Source organism: Archangium violaceum Cb vi76, from assembly GCF_000733295.1.
In the GTDB taxonomy this organism is placed as follows: Bacteria; Myxococcota; Myxococcia; order Myxococcales; family Myxococcaceae; genus Archangium; species Archangium violaceum.
The window spans coordinates 1-20474 of record NZ_JPMI01000298.1 but is presented as its reverse complement, the minus strand read 5'-3'; the positions used below and the strand labels follow the sequence as shown (position 1 = coordinate 20474).

The following is a 20474-nucleotide window of genomic DNA, read 5'->3' as shown; positions in this document are numbered from 1 at the left end:
GTCCCTCAGAAGAGCGAGTAGCGCTGCGCCAGCGGCAACCGGACGGCGGGCTCGCAGGTCAGCAGCTCGCCATCCGCGCGCACCTCGTACGTCTCCGGGTCCACCGTGAGCACCGGCAGCGCGTCGTTGAGCTTCATGTCCCGCTTGCCGATCCCCCGGCACCGCTTCACCCCGGAGAGCTGCTTGGACAACCCCAATCCCCGCACCGTCCCCTCGGCCAGCGCTCGGCCCGAGACGAAGGCGATGCTCGTGGCGCCCAACGCATGGCCCCGCGCTCCGAACTGCGGCCGCATGTAGAAGGGCTGCGGCGTGGGAATCGACGCCCCCGGGTCTCCCATCTGCGCCCAGGCGATGAAACCGCCCTTCACCACCAGCTCCGGGCGGATGCCGAAGAAGGCCGGCCGCCACAGCACCAGGTCCGCCAGCATGCCCACCTGCACCGCTCCCACCTCGTGCGCCAATCCGTGGGCGATCGCCGGGTTGATGGTGTACTTGGCCACGTAGCGGCGGATGCGCAGGTTGTCGTTGTCTCCCGTCTCCTCGCGCAGACGTCCCCGCTGCTCCCGCATCTTGTGCGCCGTCTGCCACGTGCGGGTGATGACCTCCCCCACCCGCCCCATCGCCTGGCTGTCCGAGGACATCATGCTGATGGCCCCCAGGTCGTGCAGGATGTCCTCCGCCGCGATCGTGCTTCCCCGGATGCGGCTCTCGGCGAAGGCCACGTCCTCGGGAATCTCCCGGTCCAGGTGGTGACACACCATGAGCATGTCCAGGTGCTCGTCCAGCGTGTTCACCGTGTACGGCCGCGTGGGGTTCGTCGAGCTCGGCAGCACGTTCGGCTGGCCGCACACCCGGATGATGTCCGGCGCATGCCCGCCTCCCGCTCCCTCCGAGTGGTACGTGTGGATGGTCCGCCCCTTGAACGCGGCGATCGAGTCATCCACGAAGCCGGACTCGTTCAGCGTGTCCGTGTGGATGGTGATCTGCACGTCCTCGCCCTCGGCCACCGACAGGCAGTTGTCGATGGTGGCCGGCGTGGTGCCCCAATCCTCGTGCAGCTTCAGGCCGATGGCGCCCGCGGCGATCTGCTCCAACAGGCCCTCGGGGCGCGAGGTGTTTCCCTTGCCGGTGAGGCCGATGTTGAGCGGAATGTTGTCCGTGGCCTGCAGCATGCGCCGGATGTTCCACGCGCCGGGCGTGCAGGTGGTGGCATTCGTCCCCGTGGCCGGCCCCGTGCCTCCGCCCACCCAGGTGGTGATGCCACTGGCGATCGCCTCGTCCGCCTGCTGAGGGCAGATGAAGTGGATGTGCGAGTCGATGCCGCCCGCCGTGACGATGAGCCCCTCGCCCGCGATGGCCTCGGTGGTGACGCCCACCACCATGCCCGGCGTCACCCCCGCCATCACGTCCGGGTTGCCCGCCTTGCCAATGCCGATGATCCGCCCCGCCTTGATGCCGATGTCCGCCTTGTAGATGCCCGACCAGTCGACGATGAGCGCGTTGGTGATGACGCAGTCGAGCGCCTCGGCATCCCCCACCCCGGACTTCTGGCCCATGCCGTCGCGCAGCACCTTGCCGCCGCCGAACTTGCACTCGTCCCCGTACACGGTGAGGTCCTTCTCCACCTGCGCCACCAGCCCCGTGTCCCCCAGCCGCACCCGGTCCCCCGTCGTGGGACCGAACATGTCCGCGTAGTGACGGCGATCCATCTTCCGGCTCATGCGCCCTCCTCGTGTCCGAAGCCCCGCGCGGCCACCTCGGCCAGGGCGCGCTCCTGGTTCTCCGGCGTCACCGGCCCCGAGCCCAACGCGTTGCCGCCCCACACCACCCTCGCCCCGGCGATGGCCACCAGCGACACCGTCTTCTTCTCCCCGGGCTCGAAGCGCACCGCCGTCCCCGCCGGGATGTCCAGCCGCCTCCCGTACGCCTTCGCCCGATCGAACACGAGCGCCCGGTTCGTCTCGAAGAACGGGTAGTGGCTGCCCACCTGCACCGGACGGTCTCCCCGGTTGGTGATCTCCAGCGTGACGGTGTCCCGGCCCTCGTTGAGCACCAGCTCGCCCGGCTGCACCAGCACCTCACCCGGCCGGACCTCCTCCTGCTGGGGCGCCCGCTGGAAGCGCTCCAGCGGCGGCACCGGGAGGAAGCTGCCGTAGAGCGCCAGCGACAGATCGCCGTGCTCGGCCTCGATGGGGTGGTGCACCGTCACCAGCTTCGAGCCGTCCGGGAAGGTGCCCTCCACCTGCACCTCGGCCACCATCTCCGGCACGCCCTCCATCACCTGCGCGCGCCCCAGCAACTTCCGTCCCAGGTCCATCAGCTCGGCCACGCTCCGGCCGTCACGGATGAGCTCCAGGAGTTGGGTGGCGATGAGCGCCACGGACTCGGGGTAGTTGAGCCGCAGGCCCCGCGCCAGACGCTTCTGGGCCAGGAAGCCCGCGCCGTGCAGCAGCAGCTTGTCGATCTCACGCGGTGACAGGTGCATCGCCCCTCCGGGTGGGCCGCCCAGCACTGAGCCTGGACCGGCCAGCGGCCACCCTAGCGCGATGCGTCATTCTCGGCCAGCGAGAACGAGACTCACCCCCGGCGAACCCAGGGATCGTCCCCGAGCAGCGAGGGCAGGAAGGACAGCCACTCGCGGCTGGTGCGCACCAGCGCCTCGGCGGAGGTGGCCGCCGCGCGGAGCACCAGGGCGTCGGGTCCGAGCGGGCTCACGGAGCAGACGAGCCCGGAGCGGGGCTTCACGGGCAGGGAGCCCACGTGTGCGGCGAGCGCCTCGCGGGCCGAGTCCAACGCGGGCCCCACGAGGACCACGGTCCCCAGCGCGTCGAAGCGGCCGAGGCGCTCGGGCAGCACGCCATGGGCCGGGTCGAGCAGCCAGCGCTCATCGATCAACGCCCTGCCCTCGCGGTGGACCCGGAGCGAGGACGTGTAGTGCGTGAAGGCCCAGCGTTCTCCGGCGGCGCTGCGGCCGGCGGTGAGCAGCTCCATCAGGATGAGCGAGGCACCCGGGGCGAGCTGGATGTCCTGGCTCTGCGTGTACCGGGCGCCCGTGAAGCACATGGTGGGATCCGGCACCCACGCGAGCAACGCGCCCGGCGCCACACGGGCGGACAGCTCACTGCGGCAGCCACGCGGCGAGCGGTAGACGCGCGTGGAGCCCTGGCTGGACACCAGCGCGGCGGCCCCCTCGGCGACGTCCAGGTCCACGGTGAGGTGGTCCCCATCCACCAGTCCCCCTCCGAGCGAGCTGGTGTAGACCCAGGCGGCATGCCCGTGGTTGCGCGGCGTCAGCAACCGCAAGGGACTGTGCGCGAGCGCGGTGCGCACCACGGTCCGGTTCCCCACGCGCTCGAAGGCGAGCCTCGCGCTTCCCGCTCGACGGATCCGGGGCACTTCGAGGGGCGGCGTGTGCTCACTGGCGATCATCGGCACACGAGCCTGCCGCATGCGAGCCGGGATCTCCAATCCTTCTCTCAACCCGCGAGAATAGCCAGACCTGGATTCATGATGAATCATGGAATACAGGACTGCTACCTCTCCGGGCGGCCTGAGCGCGCGGCGGGGTCTGTCGCTGGACAACACATCGAAAAGAAAGAACGGTGACGTGATGCGAATGAACCGAGGAGTCTCTGTTCTGTTGAGCGCGGTGCTGATGGCGGGCTGTGGTGGGGATGGGGGTGGTGGAGGGGGTGAGGAGCCCGCCGAGGAGTGTCCGGAGCTATGTGCCGAGACGACGTCCGAGGGAGTGATCGGCGAGAGCGTGCGGAGTGAGGCTCCGGCGGAGGAGCGCACGGTCTCGGCCCTGGCCTACTGCGATGACGTGACCACCTGGACCCAGGGCTGGACCGACTTCGAGAACCAGGTGCTCACGCTGGTGAACCAGAAGCGCGCGGCGGGCGCCACATGCGGGGGCGTGGCCAAGCCCCCCGTGCCCGCGCTCACCCTGGACACGCGGCTGCGCTGCTCCGCGCGCAAGCACTCCAAGGACATGGCCGTGAACAACTTCTTCAGCCACACGGGCTCCAACGGCTCCACGCCGTTCCAGCGCATGACGTCGGCGGGCTACGCCTGGCGTGCCGCGGCGGAGAACATCGCCGCCGGGCAAAACACGCCGAGCGCGGTGGTGGATGGCTGGATGAAGAGCACCGGGCACTGCAACAACATCATGGGCGCCAGCTACAAGCATCTGGGCGTGGGGTACTACTACCGGAGCTCCGGCAGCACCTACGCGAGCTACTGGACGCAGAACTTCGGCGCGCTGTAGTTGCCGCGAAGGGCTCAGAACTCGACGAGGACCCGCAGCGGCTCCGGGAACTGCCGCACCACGCAGTCTCCCGCGCCGCCATCTTCCCAGGCGAGCATCGCGAACTCGGCCGGGGCGTCCAGCGCGATGATGGGGTGGTGCCACACGCCCCGGTGGTAGTTCACCCCCTGCCCCGGACCGCACACGAACGCGGCGAGCCGCTCCACGTCCGGGCCTCCCGAGGCGTCCGTGGGCGCGACGCACACCAGGAAACGCGTGCAGACCATGGGCAGGAAGGCCTGGCTCGAGTGCGGGTGGTGCTCGAGCAGCTTCACCGTGAAGGGCAGCGGCTGCGGCACCGAGCGGAACACCGCCAGGTTCGGCTTCGCCCCCGGGCGATCACTCTCCAGCCGGGCCGACCAGTCGAACCGCACCGCCGTGCCCTGGTTCGCCGACGTGCCGCTCTTCAGCCCCGCGGAGACGACGTCTCCATACGGGGCGATTGGACGAGGACGCACCGATCAACCAGCCAGCGCGTCAGCGGAAATGATCGCTATGAGCCTTATGCCGAAGAACACACGGGTTTTTCTTGTTCTTCCTACCCTCTCCTTACCCAGCAATGGAGAACGGGCCACAGTCATGCCGCATTTGTCGGCTCGCTGGCCGACGGTTGTACACCGGTAAGGTCGCTCAGGAATTTCAGGATTGCGGAGATCCGGGGCAACTTGAGCGTGCGCGGCTCGATCCAGCGATGGTCTTCAAGCGTCGCTTGGATCGGCCTCCCGGGCTTTAGAATAGCCCCCATCGCCGCGACCACAGCCTTGTGCCGACCCGCTGGCGCTTTGAGGTCCTCCAGTTCGTCCGCCACGAAGTCAGAGGAGCGATCAAGCCCGTCGACGAAGCGCTCTGCGTGGGAGCGAAGGGTCGGATACACAAGACCCGAACACTCAAGCAGGAGGTCCTCAAGCGTCCCTGGTGCCCCGCCACCCGGAAGAACGAAGACACCGGTGCGTGGGGCGCCAGCGACAACATCTGCGGCTGGGGGGCGAGGAAATCCGGTTTCAGTGAGGGCATCAGCCATTCGATTGAACCGTCGCGTCGGAGTTTCCTTCGCGTCGGCGTCGAGTACGACTCCCACTGCATCCAGACTCACGCCGTCGAGATCCAGGGCCTTCCGATGCGTCTTAAGCCGTTTCGCGAGTTCGCTGATCCCCTGAGCATTGACAACGGCGGCGGATATCCCGCTCCCCAGGTGTCGGTAGAAGCTCGGAGCAGGCACAGAGGGCCGCAACGATCCGCCATGAGGCCATTTCGTCGGAAGGATGCGCGTCCAAGCCGGATCGAGATCGCTCTCTTGGGATACCCGCTCGAACGCCAACGATGCTTGGAGCAGCCTTCCTAGGAATGCGACGTCGTGCACGCCTTCGGTGAGGAGATAGACGTAGGTAGTCATCGGATGTCGAGCCCCTCGTCACGCAGATCGCGCAGCCCTGCCAAGTCGTACCGGCGGCACACATGACCGGCCTCCGTGCGCCGAAGGTGGTAGGTGATTACTGTCTCCGGTGCAGCATCCGCGAACGCTGCGAGGGAGGCGTCGATCGCCTCCAGGCTGTGGGTCGTCGCTATGATCTGAACCTTCGCTTCCGCAGCAGCTCGCACGAGCCACGGCAGGACGGAGTCAAGTGCCCGCGCGTGGATACCGGATTCGATCTCATCGACGAGCAGGATGCCGCCGCGCGCGCGCGACAGAGCGACGCTCATCGCGAACGCGCGTCGCATGCCATCACCGAAAGTCGCGAGATCGACGACCCCGCTCTTTTCATGGAGGACACGGATGGCGTCGCGTCCGAAGGGCCGGCTTATCAACACGTCGGACACGTTGGGGTCGAACATTTTGAGCAGTTCGACGGACTTTTCCTTGGCGCCCTCGTCGATGACGTGGCTAAGGTGGGTGATGAGCTGAGCAGTCGACCGGTGCGTGATGGGCGTTATTACGAATACGCGAATCGGAGGAAGACCGACACCAACAGGTACTCGGCGCGGAGTCGTCGACCGGAACTCCATCTCGTGCTTGATCGCTTTGGCGCCTCCCCCCACCCTCACGTCAGTGTGGATTCGAACGACCGCGTCGCTCTGAGGATCGGCGCTGAGCCGGTCGACGTCAGTCCACTGTTCGACGAAAGCAATGGCGTGCGACCGGAGATGTCGATTGCCATCGCCAAGATTGGCGTGGATGGAGATTGCTTTAGACGTCTCATCCCCGCTTTCGAGGGTGAGCGCGGTACTTGTTGGGAAGAGAGCCCAAAGGCCGTCGACGAGGGGCCCGGATGCGTCCCGATTCGTCGCTGTCTGGATCCATTGGGCCGGATCGAGCGGCCGGGCTACGAGCCCGATCGCTTCCAGCACCGACGTCTTTCCGGCGTTGTTTGCACCGACGAGCAGGTTCATTCGACCGAGGTGTTCAAGCCGCACACTCTTCAGCGAACGGTACGCATCAACACGGAGTTCTTCGAGACCACTCATGGTCCCGTATCTACCACCGCCGCCGAGATGCAGTCATCGGCGATATCGCCGACTGGTACACGCGGTCACACCGAACAGGCCAACCGAATTCTCGGTCGTCGCCGTGTTTTCGCCGGGCTCATCCGAACGCTCGCCGCATACTTGCACGTTCGAGGCATCGTCGGCATTCCGGCCCTGCTGACGATGGCAACGCATCTGGGGGCGCCCGCCGCACGTTCGAATTAGATCCCCGGCCCCAACGCCTGCCAGGCCCCACCCCACCTCAGGTAGCGGGCTCGCAACAGAGAGCGTCCGACTCCCAACGCAAGCAACCCCGCTCGGGTTGCAGGGACAGTGCAACCCCGTCTCCAAAATGTCTCCAAAACAGGAGGGGACTCCGAGGGACTGGTCGGATTGCCGAGAACTCTCCCCGTGGACTCGAAGTGTCCGGATTCACTCGCGATTCCTCGAAAGGCGTGTGCCGTCGCGGGTTTAGGGCCCCCCTCCTCCACGGGTTCGAATCCCGTCGGGAACACTAATACTTACCCGGTTAGATGCGAGAAGGCCCGAGGGGAGGAGCACGGGCGCTGATGCTACGCAGGCAAAGAGGGCAGTGGCCGATACGGCGCAGCAGCAAATGCTGAAGGCGGCGGCGCACCTGGGGCAGCGTCCAGTGCGTCCGCCTTCGGGGAAAAAAGCGCCCGGTGCAGGGCGAGGAAACCGTGGGCCAGCATGCAGAGCGAGGCGTAGTGGTGGAAACCACGCCAGGAGCGACCTTCGAAATGGTCCAGGCCCACCTCAGCCTTCAGTTCCTGGTAGTCGCGCTCCACTCGCCATAAAACCGGTAGTTGCACCCAGCTGGGCCACCTCACTGTACGTCTCAATGTAAATGCTCGCCGAGCCCCGTGGTCGAGGAGCTTGACGACGAAAGAAGGGCGTGAGGGGGCGCTTACCGCAGTGCGACAAGCACCGCGGCGCCCGGTCAGCTCGAGACAGGTGGGAATGAGTGTCGTGGCGCGTCAGCCCTCGGCGGGCTGCGCGAGCTGGTTGGGCAGGGGAATCGCTTCTGCGCGCAGGGCCGCCAGCACGACCTCTCGCAGGTAGCGCTTGGGGTCCACCCCGCACAAGCTTCGCCGTCTCCATCAGGCTGTAGTAGAGGGCCGCCACCTCGGTGCCGCGCCGGCTCCGGCTGCCGTAGTGGTTCTTGCGCCCCAGCGCCAGCCCGCGCATGGCGCGCTCGGTGGCCCCATTGTCCAGCGGCGCCCGCAGATCCGTCAGAAACCGCGTCAGCCCCGTCCACCGGTTGCCCATGTATTTGATTGCCTGGCCCAGCGCCGACTGGGGCAATGCGCGCTGCTCGCACGCCCACTGGTGCAGCCGCTCGATGATGGGACGGCTCTTGTGCTGTCGCAGTTCCAGCAGGCGCTCCAGGCTCTCGGCTCCCTCCTTGTACTCGCGCTCCACCGCGTACAACTCGCCAATCATCTCCAGGGCCTCTTCGGCCTGGGGGAAGGCCTCCACGCACTCCACGTACTTGCGCCGCGCGTGCATCCAGCAGTTCACCAGGGTCAGCTTCCCACCGGAGCCCGCGGCGGCGCTCTCGTAGGTGCTCAGCCCATCCACCATGAGGATTCCGCCAAAATCCTGGAGCATGTTGCGCGCGGCCTCGGTGTCCCGGCCCTCCTGTATCCGGTACACCACGGCGTCGGGGGCGCACAGCGCCCAGGCGTGCCAGCGCGTCTGGCTCTTGCTGCCCAGCAGCGGCCAGCGCGTCTCGTCTCCCCCCAAAATCTCGCGCGTCAGCAGCGCCGCGTGCGCGGGCGACAGCAACCGCGCCAGCGCGTCAATCTGGTCCCAGAGTGTCTGGCTGTCCACCACCAGCCCTTCGCGCTCCATGGTTCTCACCTGCCGCTCCAGCGGCATGTGGTCGAGGTACTTGGCCACGGCCACCTCCACGGCGAAGTCCACCGAGTAGCGCCCGCCGGCCTGGAGCTTGGGCGGGCCCAGGGCCGTCTCCACGCACCCGCCGCAGCCGCAGCGGTACTTCTGGCGCTTGTGGCGGCGCAGCACGAAGCGCCGCTCCACCACGTCCACCTCCTCGGCTTCCTCGTAGCAGCCCTTCATCTGCGCCAGCGCCCCACCGCACTTGGGACACTGCTTGTCGGGCTCCTCCAGCGTGTGCACTTCTTCCAGCATCGGCAGCGTGGGCTGGGCGCGCGGGCCATGGCCGTGCGTGGGCGGCTCGGGTTTGTTCCCCTCGTCCTGCTCGCGCTGGGGGCGCTTCTCGCTGGAGCGGCCAAACAGCTCGCCAGTGCGCTGCGCGAGTTGCCGCTCCAACTCCTGCAAACGCAGCTGCAACTCCTCGGCGTCCTTGCCCTGGGCGCTCATCAGCTTGCGCGTGAGCTCCACCACGCGCGCCACCAGGCGTCTGTTTTCCGCCTCCAACAGGAGGGCCGCCTGGCGCAGCCTCTCCACGTCCTTCTCCGTCGTAAGCTGGAAGCTCATGCGCGGGTAGTGCCATGCCAGCACCCGCCCGCGCAAGTAGTGCGCGCGGCATGACTCACGAAGTCACCGCGCTGGCGGCCTCCGGCTGGAAGAGCGGCGCCAGCGTGTACGGCGCGGGCGAGAGCGGCGCTCGCCCCACCAGCTCGCTGCCCTCCAGAAACAGGGCCAACTCCGACACCGTCAGCACCAACGGCTGCTTGTCCCTCTCTGGCTGCCACAGCGGCGCGAAGCGTCCTTTCTCCAGCCGCTTGGCGTACAGGCACAGCCCGGTGCCGTCCCAGAAGAGCGCCTTGGCCCTCTTCCTGTCCCGTCCCACGAAGAGGAAGACGTCGCCCGAGAGGAAGTCGCGGCCCAACTCCTGCGTCACCAGCCCGCTCAGCGCGTCGTAGCTCTTGCGCATGTCGCACGGCTGCCCGTAGGCGTACACCGCGAGCCTGCGCGTGGAGCCAATCACAGCAGCCCTCGCAGCAACCTCACCGCATCCTCGACGCACAGGCCCTCTACCCGTACTCCTCCGGGCCCGTGCACCACCAGCCCTCCTCTTCTGGCCTCGGGGCGCGCGTCCTTCACCTCCACGGGGACCAGCGCTGCCCTCGCGGGCTCCTCCTGGGTGGCACGGCGAGCGGCGCTGCCCCAGCGGCTGAGCGTCCAACTGCTCACGCCCAGCTCCTTCGCCGCTTCCTCCCTGCTCGCCCCCTGTTGCTGGCGGACTCTCAGGTACGCCACCGCTTCCTGTCTCTGCTCCTGCGTGTAGCGCGTACGCGGGCCCACTTCGCCCCTCTCGAGTACCTGCCGCCGGAACTTCTCCGCCTGCTCCTTCATTTCCATCACTTCCGCCTCCTTCATGGGGGCGACGGACATGCTCACGCCTCTGCTCTCACGTCACGACGGGCTCGGGCGAGGATTTACGTCTCAATGGCGCAATACTCGTCGACCCTTCGGGTTTTGGCATGGCATCCAGTTACGAGTGCAATGCTGTTGCCACTCTCAATGCGGTACTTCCCCTGGAAGCCGGCACACATACCCTCGAACTCATGCAAAAGGGAGACAATGGCGGGCTCTGCACATACGGGACATTTGACTTCATTTATGCGTACGAACTACCAAACTGAGAGCCTGAAGGAGACCCCCAGCCGACCTCTCGAGTACTCGCACGCCTATAGGTAACAACAACGCCACATAGGCTCCAACGACCCAGCGCCGTGGCAGCGCATCACCTCGGCCGGCTACGCCTCCCCAGAACTTCGGCGCGCTGTAGTTGCCGCGAAGGGCTCAGAGCTCGACGAGGACGCGCAGCGGCTCCGGGAACTGCCGCACCACGCAGTCTCCCGCGCCGCCGTCTTCCCAGGCGAGCATCGCGAACTCCGCCGGGGCGTCCAGCGCGATGATGGGGTGGTGCCACACGCTCCGGTGGTAGTTCACCCCCTGCCCCGGGCCACACACGAACGCGGCGAGCCGCTCCACGTCCGGCCCCCCCGCGGCATCCGTCGGCGCGACGCACACCAGGAAGCGCGCGCAGACCATGGGCAGGAAGGCCTGGCTCGAGTGCGGGTGGTGCTCGAGCAGCTTCACCGTGAAGGGCAGCGGCTGCGGCACCGAGCGGAACACCGCGAGGTTCGGCCTGGCCCCCGGGCGATCACTCTCCAGCCGGGCCGACCAGTCGAACCGCACCGCCGTGCCCTGGTTCGCCGACGTGCCGCTCTTCAGCCCCGCGGAGACGACGTCTCCATACGGGGCGAAGGCGTCCGGCGTCAGCGGCCTCGCGCGGATGATCCGGGGTGTGCTCATGAGCCCCGGTACGTCGAGAAGCCGAAGGGGTTGAGCAGGAGCGGCACGTGGTAATGCTCCGACGGTGCGTTCACCCGGAAGTCCACCGACACCGAAGGGTAGAAGCTCTCGGTGCCGAGCCGCGTGAAGTACGGCGAGACCTCGAACGAGAGCCGGTACACGCCCGCCGCGGGAATCGTCTCCAGCAGCGGCTTCACGCGTCCGTCCGCGTTCGTCACGCCGCGCGCCAGCTCCTTCCACTCACCGCCCTGCTGTGCGTGCAGCGTCACCGTGACGCCCTCGGCGGGGCGCCCACGGGAGGTGTCCAGGATGTGCGTGCTGATGCCCATGTGCCTCTCCTTCAGCGTCCCGAAATCTGCTCGCGCAGCCACTTCTCCAGCCGCACGCGGGTGATCTTCGCCTGCTCCGCCGCGGCCGTCTCCACCTCGTCCGTCTTGCCGCGCCGCACCCGCTGCTCGAGCAGCTCCAGCATCTCCGGCGCGCTCTTCCCCGTGGCGAAGACGATGAAGGTGAAGCCGAACTTCTCGTAGTACTCGTCGTTCAGCTTCGCGAGCCGCTCCAGCGTCGCGGCATCCGCCTGGGCCACCGAGCGCTGCTCTCCCCTGCTCCACTCCGCGGACTTCTCGCTCTGGGGCGCGGCCTTCTTCGTCTGGCCGATGCGCGGGTGCGCGGCGAACGCCTCCAGGAAGTCCTTCGCCCCGAGCGACCACCACACCTCGTCCGCCGCCGCGAACAGGGCGCGCACGCTCGGGAACTGCCGCCGGGCGCTCATCCCGTCCACCCACGCCGAGGAGCCGCAGCACGCCTGGAACACCGCCCGCGCCTCCTTCTCGTCGAGCGCGTTCAACCGCTTCAGCGCCGTGGACTCCGCCTCGGTGTCCAGCGCGTACCCGAAGAGCCGGAGCCGGTTCACGCCACCGTGCGGGAAGATGTGCACGCGCACGTGCGTGATGGGCATGGCGTGGATGGGCTCGAGCTGGTGCCGACGGTGCTGGACGAGCGCCGTCTTGTCCACGAGCACCCGCCAGCCGCTCGGCGAGGCGGAGCCGAGCAGCGTCTGCAGGACGTCCGCGTCCATGCCCGTCGCGTCCACGGCCTCGATGAGTGTCGCCTGCGGCGCGTTGCCCTTGAAGAAGTGCGTGTCGAGCTCGATGCGCTCCAGCACCCCGCGCCGCGCGAGCTTCACCACCGCCCAGTCGCTGCCCGGCGTGCGCCGCCGCTTCGTCTCCCAGCCATCCCCCATGTTCACGCCGCGCCCGGGCAGCAGCATGTTCGCCGGCGGGCCGAAGAACTCGTCGCTCTTGGCCGCGATGGTGCCACCGTTCTCCACCGCTCCCAGGTCCACGCTGCCCGGACGCCAGAAGGTGCGATCCTCGGCCAGCACGTCGCCGTAGATGCGCAGCCGCGCCACGCCGCCATCCGGGTAGATGCGCAGCCGTACGTGCGTCACGCGCTGGCTCGGCTGCGCGAGCGTGAAGACGTTCGGGAAGTCCGGCTTCACCGTGCTCTGCTCGATGATCGGTACCCACCGCTCGTCCGCGAGCAGCTGCGCCGGGGTGGCGGTGTGCGGCGCCTCGAGCCCCTCCAGCATGATCTGCTGGGGCGCGTTGCCCTTGAAGTGGGTGGTATCGACGAGCGCCCCGCGCACCCGGCCGGGCGCGCCCAGGCGGATGATGGCGAAGTCATGGCCGGGCTCGCGCTTGCGCTGCGACTCCCAACCGTCCATCCACTTGCCCTTGTCGGTGTACGCGCCCTCGCGCCACTCGGGAGGGCCCGGCTTGAGCAGGTTCTCCTTCTCGGCGAAGTAGTCGTCCGTCGCGTAGAGCACGAACGTGCCGAGCAGGTCGGCCGAGAGATCCACGAGTCCCTTGAACTCCGCCGGGACGGGCTGATGCGTTGCCACGGGTTACCTCCGAACCGCCAGGAAGCGGCCAACGGTGGCCGGGGGCTGGTTGGACGCAGCGTCATATGCCATCCGGCCTCCGACGAGGGTTTTCTTCACCTGTCCGAACAGCCGCCGGCCCGCGTAGGGCGTCACGTGGTGACGGTGGCGGATGGCCTCGGGCTGGACCACGAAGGAGGCCGCGTCGTCCCAGAGCACCAGGTCCGCGTCGTACCCGGGGGCGAGCCGACCCTTCCGATCCGACACGCCCGCGAGCCGCGCCGGGCCCTCGACGTTCCAGCGGAACATCTGCTCCACGGAGTGGCCGCGCTCCTTCGCCAGCGTCCAGAGCACCGACAGCCCGAGCTGCAAGGAGCTGATGCCGCCCCACGCCTGGAGGAAGTCGCCGGCCTCCGGCTTCTTCAGCGCGGGCGTGCACGGCGAGTGGTCCGAGACCACCATGCCGATCGTCCCGTCCTCGAGCCCGCGCCAGAGCAGCTCGCGGTTCTCCGCCTCGCGGATGGGCGGCGCGCACTTGAAGCTCGTGGCCCCAGCGGCGATCTCCTCCGCGGTGAAGGCCAGGTAGTGCAGGCACGTCTCGGCGGTGATCCGCACGCCCTCCTGCTGCGCGGCGCGGATCATCGGCAGCGCGGACGCACTCGACAGGTGCACGATGTGCGCGCTCGCCCGGTGCTCGCGGCACAGGTCGATGATCATCGCGATGGCCTCGTCCTCCGCGGCGCGCGGCCGGGAGCCAAGGTAGGTGCGGTAGTCCCGGGGATCCTTCCCGGAAATGGCCCGCTCCGCCGCGTCGAGAGGACCCGGCGCCTCCGCGTGGACGAGCAGCGTCAGCCCGAGATCCCGGAGCCGCGGCAGCGCCACCTCGAGGTCCTCGCGTGAGACGTGCGGGAACTCGTCCACGCCGGACGGGCAGGTGAAACACTTGCAGCCGGGCACGCCGAACTTCGCGAGCCCCTCGAGCGCCTCCACGTTCCCGGGAATCACCCCACCCCAGAACGCCACGTCCACGTGCAGCTTGCCCTCGAGCGCCGCGAGCTTCGCCTCGGCCGCCTCGCGCGTGGTGGTGGCGGGGATGCAGTTGAGCGGCATGTCCACCACGGTGGTGATGCCCCCCGCGGCGGCCGCCGCGGTCGCCGTCTCGAAGCCCTCCCACTCGGTGCGGCCCGGCTCGTTGATGTGGACATGGCTGTCGACGACGCCCGGCGTGACGAGCAGCTCACCCGCCTCGAGCACGTTCGCGCCCGGAGGCACGGTGTCACCCGCCTCCACCCTGGTGATTCGTCCGTCCTGGATGTGGATCGCCGCGGGGCGGATCCCCCGCGGCGTCAGCACACGACGGCCGCGCACGATGAACGGCTGCATCTGTTGTTCCCCTCTGGAGTCCCTGCCTCAAGCGCCAAAGGCGCGGATGAGCTTCACGAGGCCGTTGAGCGTCTCGGCGTCGTCCGCGAGCGGTGGGTTCGGCGGCATCACCGCGCTCTTGCCCACCGACGCCCCCCCCTCGACGATGATCTTCTTGAGGGCGTCATCGGTGATGCTCTTCTGCCACTCCTTGTCGCCGAAGTTGCGCGGCTTCGGATTCAGCGCCGCCGCCACCATGCCGTCCCCCGCTCCATTGGGGCCATGGCAGGTGCTGCACACCGAGGCGAAGTAGTTGCGCGAGGACTCCGGGATGTCCGCCTGCGCGGCCCCCGCCGTGGGTGCGGCGGCCGGAGCGGCGGCCACGGGCGGCGCGACGAGGTCGGGCATCTTCGCGTCCGAGGGCACCTCACCGCCCTGGGCGAACCACGCCCCCACCAGCGCGCGCTCGTCCTCCGTCATGCCCGTGAGGTTGCCCAGTGGCATCGTCTTGGTGGCCACCGCGCGCACGAAGACGCGATCGGCGTGGGCTCGGATGGAGTCCGGCGTGTCGAGCACCACGCCCTGCGGCGGCGCGGCGAACATCGGGGTCGAGGGCCGTGCCGCGTGGCAGGTGGCGCAGCGCGTCTGCATCACGGAGGCCACCTGCTCGAACCGCACCGGCGGCTTGCCCGCGAACTGCTCGAGCGCCGGATCCGGCGGCGGCCGCGTCAGCACGACCACTCCCACCATCGCCAGGCCCGTGCCCGCCCAGACCAGCGGCGGCGTGTTGACGCGGAAGTTCATCACGTACTTCAGGCCCGCGCCCACGATGAACAACAGGCCCAGCACCAGCCACGGCTTCGAGCCACCATAGGTGCTCGGGAAGTGGTTGGAGATCATCGTGAACAGCACGGGCAGCGTCAGGTAGTGGTTCTGGATGGAGCGGCCCTTGGCGCGCAGGCCCAGGGTGGTGTCCACCGGCTTGCCCTCGCGGGTCATCGCGAGCATGTAGCGCTGCGCGGGGATGATCCGGAAGAACACGTTGGCCGCCATGATCGTGCCGAGCGTGGCGCCCACCTGGAGGAACGCGCCCCGGGCGCTGAACAGGTGGGTCAGCACGTACGCCAGCCCGGTGATCAACACGAACCCCACCGCCGCGAACACCCGGTTGTTCCTGGCCAGCGGCGTCTTCCACAGCAGCTCGTACACCCCGTACGCGACTGGCAGGAGGCCCAGGCTGATGGCGATGGCCTGCCATCCGGTGAGCGGGTAGACGCCCGGGTCGATCAGCAGCGACGCGCCGTTGAGGTGGAAGACGATGATGAGCAGCAGGAAGCCGCTGATCCACGTGGTGTAGCTCTCCCACTTGAACCAGTAGAGCGTGTCCGGCATCTCGCCCTGGGCGAGCGACTTGCGCTTCACCACTTCGTAGAAGCCACCGCTGTGGGTCATCCACAGCTCGCCCACCACGGCGCCCTCCCGGGGTCGGCTCGGCGCGGTGAGGTGGCTGTCGAGCCACATGAAGAGAAACGAATCTCCGATCCACATGATCGCCGCGATCACGTGGACCCAGCGCACCAGGAGATTCAGCCATTCATGGATGAAGGCGGACATGATGGCCGCGACTCTACCGCGTTTTTCCGGAAAGCAGCCCCCCGAACAAAGGTGGGTAAACCAACAGATCCCCATGGAACTTCCACGGTTCCTGGGCGAAAACCCGCGCCAGGGGCGGCTGACATCGCCCGTCGAGACAAATGATCCACTACGACCCGCATCACTGGTGGCGGCACCTCCTCAAACTCCGCGGCGGCATCCTCAAGGAAATCGTCGGACGGCTGGGCGTGTTCGTGGCCTGGTCCACGGCGGTGGTCTGGTTCCATCAGAACGTCCGCCATGTGGACGTCCCGGCCACCGGACACACGCTGGCCGGCACTGTACTCAGCTTGTTGCTCGTGTTCCGGACCAACTCCTCCTACGACCGGTTCTGGGAGGGGCGGAAGCTGTGGGGGGGCGTCGTCAACGAGACGCGGAACCTGGTGCGCGCGGCGGCGCTGAACATCCCCTCGGCCGAGCTGGTGCGCCGTCTCGCCGCGTGGACGGCGGTGTACCCGTTCGCGCTGACCCGGGTCCTCCGGAGCGGTGGCGACGACCTCGGGCCCGCCGCGGCCGTACTCCCCCGCGCGGAGATCGATCAGATCCTCAACGCGCGCAACGCCGGCCTCGCGGTGGCGATGCGCATGTCCGCCATCCTCGCCGAGGCCCGCCGCGCCGGACTCATCACCGACATCATCCAGATGGAGCTCGACCGCAACGTCCAGCTCCTCATCGACTATCAGGGCGGGTGTGAGCGCATCGTCCGGACGCCGATGCCCTTCGCGTACATGCTCCACCTGCGCCGCACGCTCATCCTCTTCATCCTCGGCCTGCCCTTCGCCCTGGTGGAGCCCTTCGGTTGGGCCACCGTGCCCGTCATCCTGCTCATCGCCCACACCTTCCTGGGCATCGAGGAGATTGGCGTGGAGATCGAGGAGCCCTTCGGCACCGAGGACAACGACCTTCCGCTCGAGGACATCTCCGGGGGCATCGCGCGGATCCTCGACGACCTGGTGCCGTGGACCCACCAGGTCATCGACAGTCCCGCGCTGAGCTACCCGGGGGTTCCAGTCCCGAAGGAGCCTCCGCCGGTGGCGTGAGCCAGAGGGGGGCGTGGGCTCAGCGCCGGGCGCGGCGGCGCATCAGCCCCAGCGCGCCGAGCAGGGCCACGCCCCACGCCGAGAACGCGGGGCCACTGGCGGCCGAGCAGCTGACGCCCTCCAGCTCTCCCGAGGCCTTCCCGTCGAGGCTCCACTGCACGGTGCTGGCCTCCTCGCAATCCGTGGCGCCATCGTACGTGATGACCGCGGTGTGGCCGCTCGACTTGATGGTGGTGCTGCCCGAGGCCGCCTCCTCGTCGCACACCGAGCCATCCACCACCTCGTCCTTCGTCGCCACCTCGACCAGGCCCCGCTCCTCGTAGCCGATGCGGCCCGAGCCGTTCCAGGTCTGCCTGCCCTCGCCCAGGTCGGAGTCCGCGCCGTCGACGGTCCCCTTGTACTCCCACGCCCCGGAGGAGTTGACGGTGTCGCAGGAGTCGGAGTCCTCGTCCCGCAGCCCGGAGGACTCCAGGCGGACGTCGATCGCGAACTCCTTCTTCGCCTCGGTGCCGGTCACCGAGCTGGTGCCATGGAAGGCGATCTTGTTCAGGCCGGTCTTGTCCCCACAGGTGTAGGGCTTCTGGTAGCCGAAGTTGTCATAGGTGTAGCGGGCGTTCTGGATGCCCGAACTCTCGCCCTCCTCCTCGCTCACCAGCTCCATCGAGCCGAGCCACTCCACGCCGTTCTTGTCGGTGCAGCCTCCGGTGAGGCGCGTGGTCTTGCCGTCCTTCTTCTGCACCGGACAGTTGGGATCCGCGCCCTCCGAACCCGCCGTCAACGTCACGAGCGTCACCGCCACGTTGGCGGTGGCATAGATGTTGGGTGCACTGGACCGCTCGGCCCACTCCTTCACATCGGTCTCGGACGCGAGGGAGGCCGCCTTGTATTTGTTGAGTGCCTCGGCCGCCGGGCCACCACAGCCCACCCACAGCCCGGACATCGCCACTACCGCCAGCCAACGTGAACGCATGCAGTCCTCCCCTGAAGCTTCTCCGGGGTCACAATGAGAAAAGCCGCGACGCTAACCGGGAGTCACCGTGGCCCGATAGGGGGGCGGGTTGATCGGGGCCCTCCCGACATTCCGACCTGGGGGTCTGGTCCCGAGTCCACCATTCCTGAGATGATTCGCCGACGCGCCACCGAAAAACCCAGGGGGTTTCCATGCGCACTCGGCTGTGGAGCTTCGTCCGCCTCGCTGCTTGCCTGCTCGCCGTGGGATGCGAGCAATCGCCGGAGGCCCCTCTCCCGGAGCGAACCTCCACCCAGAAGTTCCGGCTCGCGAAACCGGCCCGGGCCATCCAGGACCGCTACATCGTCGTGCTCGCGGAGGAGAAGGGAGTGGCGGCCTCCGCCGAGGACACCCGGAAGCGCGTCACGTCCCTGGCGGGGGCGCACGGGGCCCAACCGCGGCGCACGTATACCCATGCACTGAAGGGCTTCACGGCCGCCATGTCCGAGGAGGCGGCGCGGCGCATGAGCACGGACCCGCGCGTGCGCTACATCGAGCAGGATCGCCTCTTCCGCCAGTCCGGCACGCAGAGCAACGCCATCTGGGGCCTGGATCGCATCGACCAGCGCAACCAGCCGCTCAATGGCACCTACACCTACGAGTACACGGGTGCCGGAGTGCACGCGTACATCGTGGACACCGGCGTGCTGTCCACCCATGTCGAGTTCACGGGCCGGATTCGCCCCGGCTTCGACTCCATCGGCGACGGGCTGGGCACGGAAGACTGCCGCGGCCATGGAACCCACGTGGCCGGCACGGTGGGCGGTACCACGGTGGGCGTCGCCAAGGACGTGCTGATCCATCCCGTGCGCGTGCTCAACTGCGAGGGCGAGGGCACCCTGGAGCAGGTGCTCGCGGGCATCGACTGGATCGCCGCCCACCACGAGACGCCGGCCGTGGCCAACCTGAGCCTCGGAGGCGAGGCGACACAGGCGCTCGATGACGCGGTGGCGGCCACCATCGCCGCGGGCGTCACCTTCGTGGTCGCCGCGGGCAATGACGGCTGGGAGGCCTGCTCCACGTCTCCCGCCCGCGAACCCCTGGCGCTCACCGTCGGCGCGACGGACGAGTACGACATGCGCGCCTGGTTCTCCAACTACGGCACCTGCGTGGACCTCTTCGCGCCGGGCCAGGGCATCCTCTCCGCCTGGTTCACGGGCGACACGGACATGGAGTACGCGGATGGCACCTCCATGGCCACGCCCCACGTCTCCGGTGCCGTGGCGCTCTACCTGGAGGGGCACCCCACGGCGACTCCCACCGAGGTCAACGAGGAGCTCATCGCCCGCTCGACCCCCAACCTCATCATCGAGCCCGGACTCGGCTCTCCGAACCGGTTGCTTCACTCGGCCTGCATGGGGAAGGACAACTCCGTGCGCCCCGAGGTGTCGCTCACCGCGCCCTCCCATGGCGCCACGCTCAGTGGAAGCGTGACGCTCACCGCCACGGCGTCCGATGACGTGGGCGTCACCCGGGTGGACTTCTACGCCGATGGCCAGCTCATCGGCTCCGACACGACGGCGCCCTACTCGCTCGTCTGGGACAGCCGGGAGCACGACAACGGCACGGCCTCCCTCTCCGCGCGCGCTTTCGACAGTGGGTGCAACAGCGCGGCCAGCTCCGTCGAGGTGACGCTCGACAACCCGGGCATCGCGCTCTACGACCCGGTGATGGGCGTCCCGCGCTGCCTCACCCCGAGCAGCAGCTGCGATTCCATGGGGCTGCTCGCCGGCCGGGGCACCCACTTCGGCCCCGAGCAGCACCAGCCCAACACCCTGGGCGGCACCTGCGCGGACGGCCAGGAGGGCATCTACGGCCTGTACCAGTTCGACCCCTCGCTGGAGCGGATCCGCGTCATCCGGACGGATGGGACACCGTTCGCCCCCGGCAAGGAGGTGAAGATCGAGGTCAACCTCTGGGCGAGCCTCGAGCCCACCAACGAGCTGCTGGATCTGTTCTACGCCGCGGACGCGAACGCGCCGTCGTGGACGTACCTCACCACCCTGCGCCCGTACTCCAGTGGATACCTGACGATGTCCACCACGTACCTGCTGCCCGCGGGCACCCTGCAGGCCGTGCGCGGCACCTACCGGACCTACGGCATGCCCATGCCCTGCTCCCCGGGCGAGCTGGACGATCACGATGACCTGGTGTTCGCCGTGGGCACCGACGTGGACACCACGCCGCCCTCCGCCTCGCTCACCGCTCCGGCCACGGGCGCCACCGTCAAGAACACCGTCACCCTCTCGGCCTCCGCCACCGACGACTTCGGCGTGACCCGCGTCGACTTCTACGCCGGCTCCACCCTGCTGGGCTCCGACTCCTCCCCGCCCTTCACCTACTCGTGGAACAGCCGCTCCGTCTCCAACGGCCCCCACTCCCTCTCCGTCATCGCCTACGACGCCGCGGGACTGACCTCTTCCGGGAGCGCCGCAGTGACCGTCACCGTCGACAACGACTGGATCCCCCCCACGGTGGCCCTCACCG

Annotated in this window: 18 protein-coding genes and 1 pseudogene; 3 read left to right on the top strand and 16 right to left on the bottom strand. The window is 68.4% G+C overall.

From position 1 onward, the window contains the following. Positions 1-5 precede the first annotated feature (5 nt). The 3 genes from ureC to Q664_RS40940 form a co-directional block, all read right to left on the bottom strand. The gene (gene ureC / locus Q664_RS40950) at positions 6-1721 is read right to left on the bottom strand and encodes an urease subunit alpha (protein WP_043409193.1); all 1716 of its coding nucleotides are present in this window, start codon (positions 1719-1721) and stop codon (positions 6-8) included. Further along, on the bottom strand, positions 1718-2485 hold the full coding sequence (gene ureA / locus Q664_RS40945) for an urease subunit gamma (RefSeq protein WP_043409190.1): 768 nt from the start codon (positions 2483-2485) through the stop codon (positions 1718-1720). Before ureA ends, ureC begins: the two co-directional genes overlap by 4 nt. A 92-nt stretch (positions 2486-2577) precedes the next feature. Next, positions 2578-3450, bottom strand: a complete 873-nt coding sequence (locus tag Q664_RS40940; RefSeq protein ID WP_235217075.1) for an urease accessory protein UreD — start codon at positions 3448-3450, stop codon at positions 2578-2580. Positions 3451-3649: 199 nt separating this feature from the next. On the opposite strand from Q664_RS40940, the gene Q664_RS40935 reads away from it, so the two are divergent. Then, entirely contained in the window at positions 3650-4267 is a 618-nt protein-coding gene (locus Q664_RS40935) for a CAP domain-containing protein (RefSeq protein WP_235217079.1), read from the top strand. A gap of 14 nt (positions 4268-4281) precedes the next feature. Here Q664_RS40935 and Q664_RS40930 read toward each other — a convergent pair whose 3' ends face one another. The 12 genes and pseudogenes from Q664_RS40930 to Q664_RS40880 form a co-directional block, all read right to left on the bottom strand. Then, positions 4282-4764: an ureidoglycolate lyase gene (locus Q664_RS40930; protein WP_043409184.1), complete on the bottom strand. Its 483-nt coding sequence runs from the start codon at positions 4762-4764 to the stop codon at positions 4282-4284. Positions 4765-4883: 119 nt separating this feature from the next. Then, the gene (locus Q664_RS58470; RefSeq protein WP_152622628.1) at positions 4884-5699 is read right to left on the bottom strand and encodes a DUF3226 domain-containing protein; all 816 of its coding nucleotides are present in this window, start codon (positions 5697-5699) and stop codon (positions 4884-4886) included. Further along, positions 5696-6769, bottom strand: coding sequence for an AAA family ATPase (locus Q664_RS40920; RefSeq protein ID WP_084610765.1), 1074 nt, complete (start codon positions 6767-6769; stop codon positions 5696-5698). The genes Q664_RS58470 and Q664_RS40920 overlap by 4 nt, the downstream gene beginning before the upstream one ends. A gap of 572 nt (positions 6770-7341) precedes the next feature. After that, a pseudogene (locus tag Q664_RS55635) lies at positions 7342-7584 on the bottom strand (IS701 family transposase); the annotation flags it as partial. Next, the gene (gene tnpC, locus Q664_RS53330) at positions 7547-9136 is read right to left on the bottom strand and encodes an IS66 family transposase (protein ID WP_268811443.1); all 1590 of its coding nucleotides are present in this window, start codon (positions 9134-9136) and stop codon (positions 7547-7549) included. The gene tnpC and the pseudogene Q664_RS55635, both read right to left, overlap by 38 nt. Before the next feature lie 172 nt (positions 9137-9308). Then, positions 9309-9707, bottom strand: a complete 399-nt coding sequence (gene tnpB, locus Q664_RS54220; RefSeq protein WP_063934848.1) for an IS66 family insertion sequence element accessory protein TnpB — start codon at positions 9705-9707, stop codon at positions 9309-9311. Further along, complete coding sequence (locus Q664_RS40905) at positions 9704-10114, bottom strand: transposase (RefSeq protein WP_152622626.1); 411 nt, start codon at positions 10112-10114, stop codon at positions 9704-9706. The genes tnpB and Q664_RS40905 overlap by 4 nt, the downstream gene beginning before the upstream one ends. Positions 10115-10525: 411 nt before the next feature. Beyond that, a complete protein-coding gene (locus Q664_RS40900) occupies positions 10526-11041 on the bottom strand; it encodes an ureidoglycolate lyase (RefSeq protein ID WP_043409171.1) in 516 nt (171 codons plus the stop codon). Beyond that, positions 11038-11370 carry a hydroxyisourate hydrolase gene (gene uraH / locus Q664_RS40895; RefSeq protein WP_043409169.1) on the bottom strand — a complete coding sequence of 111 codons (333 nt, stop codon included), beginning with the start codon at positions 11368-11370 and terminating at the stop codon, positions 11038-11040. Before uraH ends, Q664_RS40900 begins: the two co-directional genes overlap by 4 nt. An 11-nt stretch (positions 11371-11381) precedes the next feature. After that, positions 11382-12944, bottom strand: coding sequence for an allantoicase (alc, locus tag Q664_RS40890; protein WP_052519291.1), 1563 nt, complete (start codon positions 12942-12944; stop codon positions 11382-11384). Between the two features lie 3 nt (positions 12945-12947). Next, the gene (gene allB / locus Q664_RS40885) at positions 12948-14306 is read right to left on the bottom strand and encodes an allantoinase AllB (RefSeq protein WP_043409167.1); all 1359 of its coding nucleotides are present in this window, start codon (positions 14304-14306) and stop codon (positions 12948-12950) included. 27 nt (positions 14307-14333) lie between these two features. Continuing rightward, the gene (locus tag Q664_RS40880) at positions 14334-15899 is read right to left on the bottom strand and encodes a urate hydroxylase PuuD (RefSeq protein ID WP_052519290.1); all 1566 of its coding nucleotides are present in this window, start codon (positions 15897-15899) and stop codon (positions 14334-14336) included. Positions 15900-16039: 140 nt separating this feature from the next. On the opposite strand from Q664_RS40880, the gene Q664_RS40875 reads away from it, so the two are divergent. After that, a complete protein-coding gene (locus Q664_RS40875) occupies positions 16040-16978 on the top strand; it encodes a bestrophin family protein (RefSeq protein ID WP_052519289.1) in 939 nt (312 codons plus the stop codon). A gap of 19 nt (positions 16979-16997) precedes the next feature. Here the strand turns inward: Q664_RS40875 and Q664_RS40870 are convergent, their stop codons facing one another. Further along, a complete protein-coding gene (locus Q664_RS40870) occupies positions 16998-17948 on the bottom strand; it encodes a hypothetical protein (RefSeq protein WP_043409165.1) in 951 nt (316 codons plus the stop codon). Positions 17949-18139: 191 nt separating this feature from the next. Here Q664_RS40870 and Q664_RS40865 point away from each other — a divergent pair. Beyond that, positions 18140-20474 (top strand): Ig-like domain-containing protein (locus Q664_RS40865; RefSeq protein WP_052519287.1); only part of this gene is annotated, 2335 nt, incomplete at its 3' end.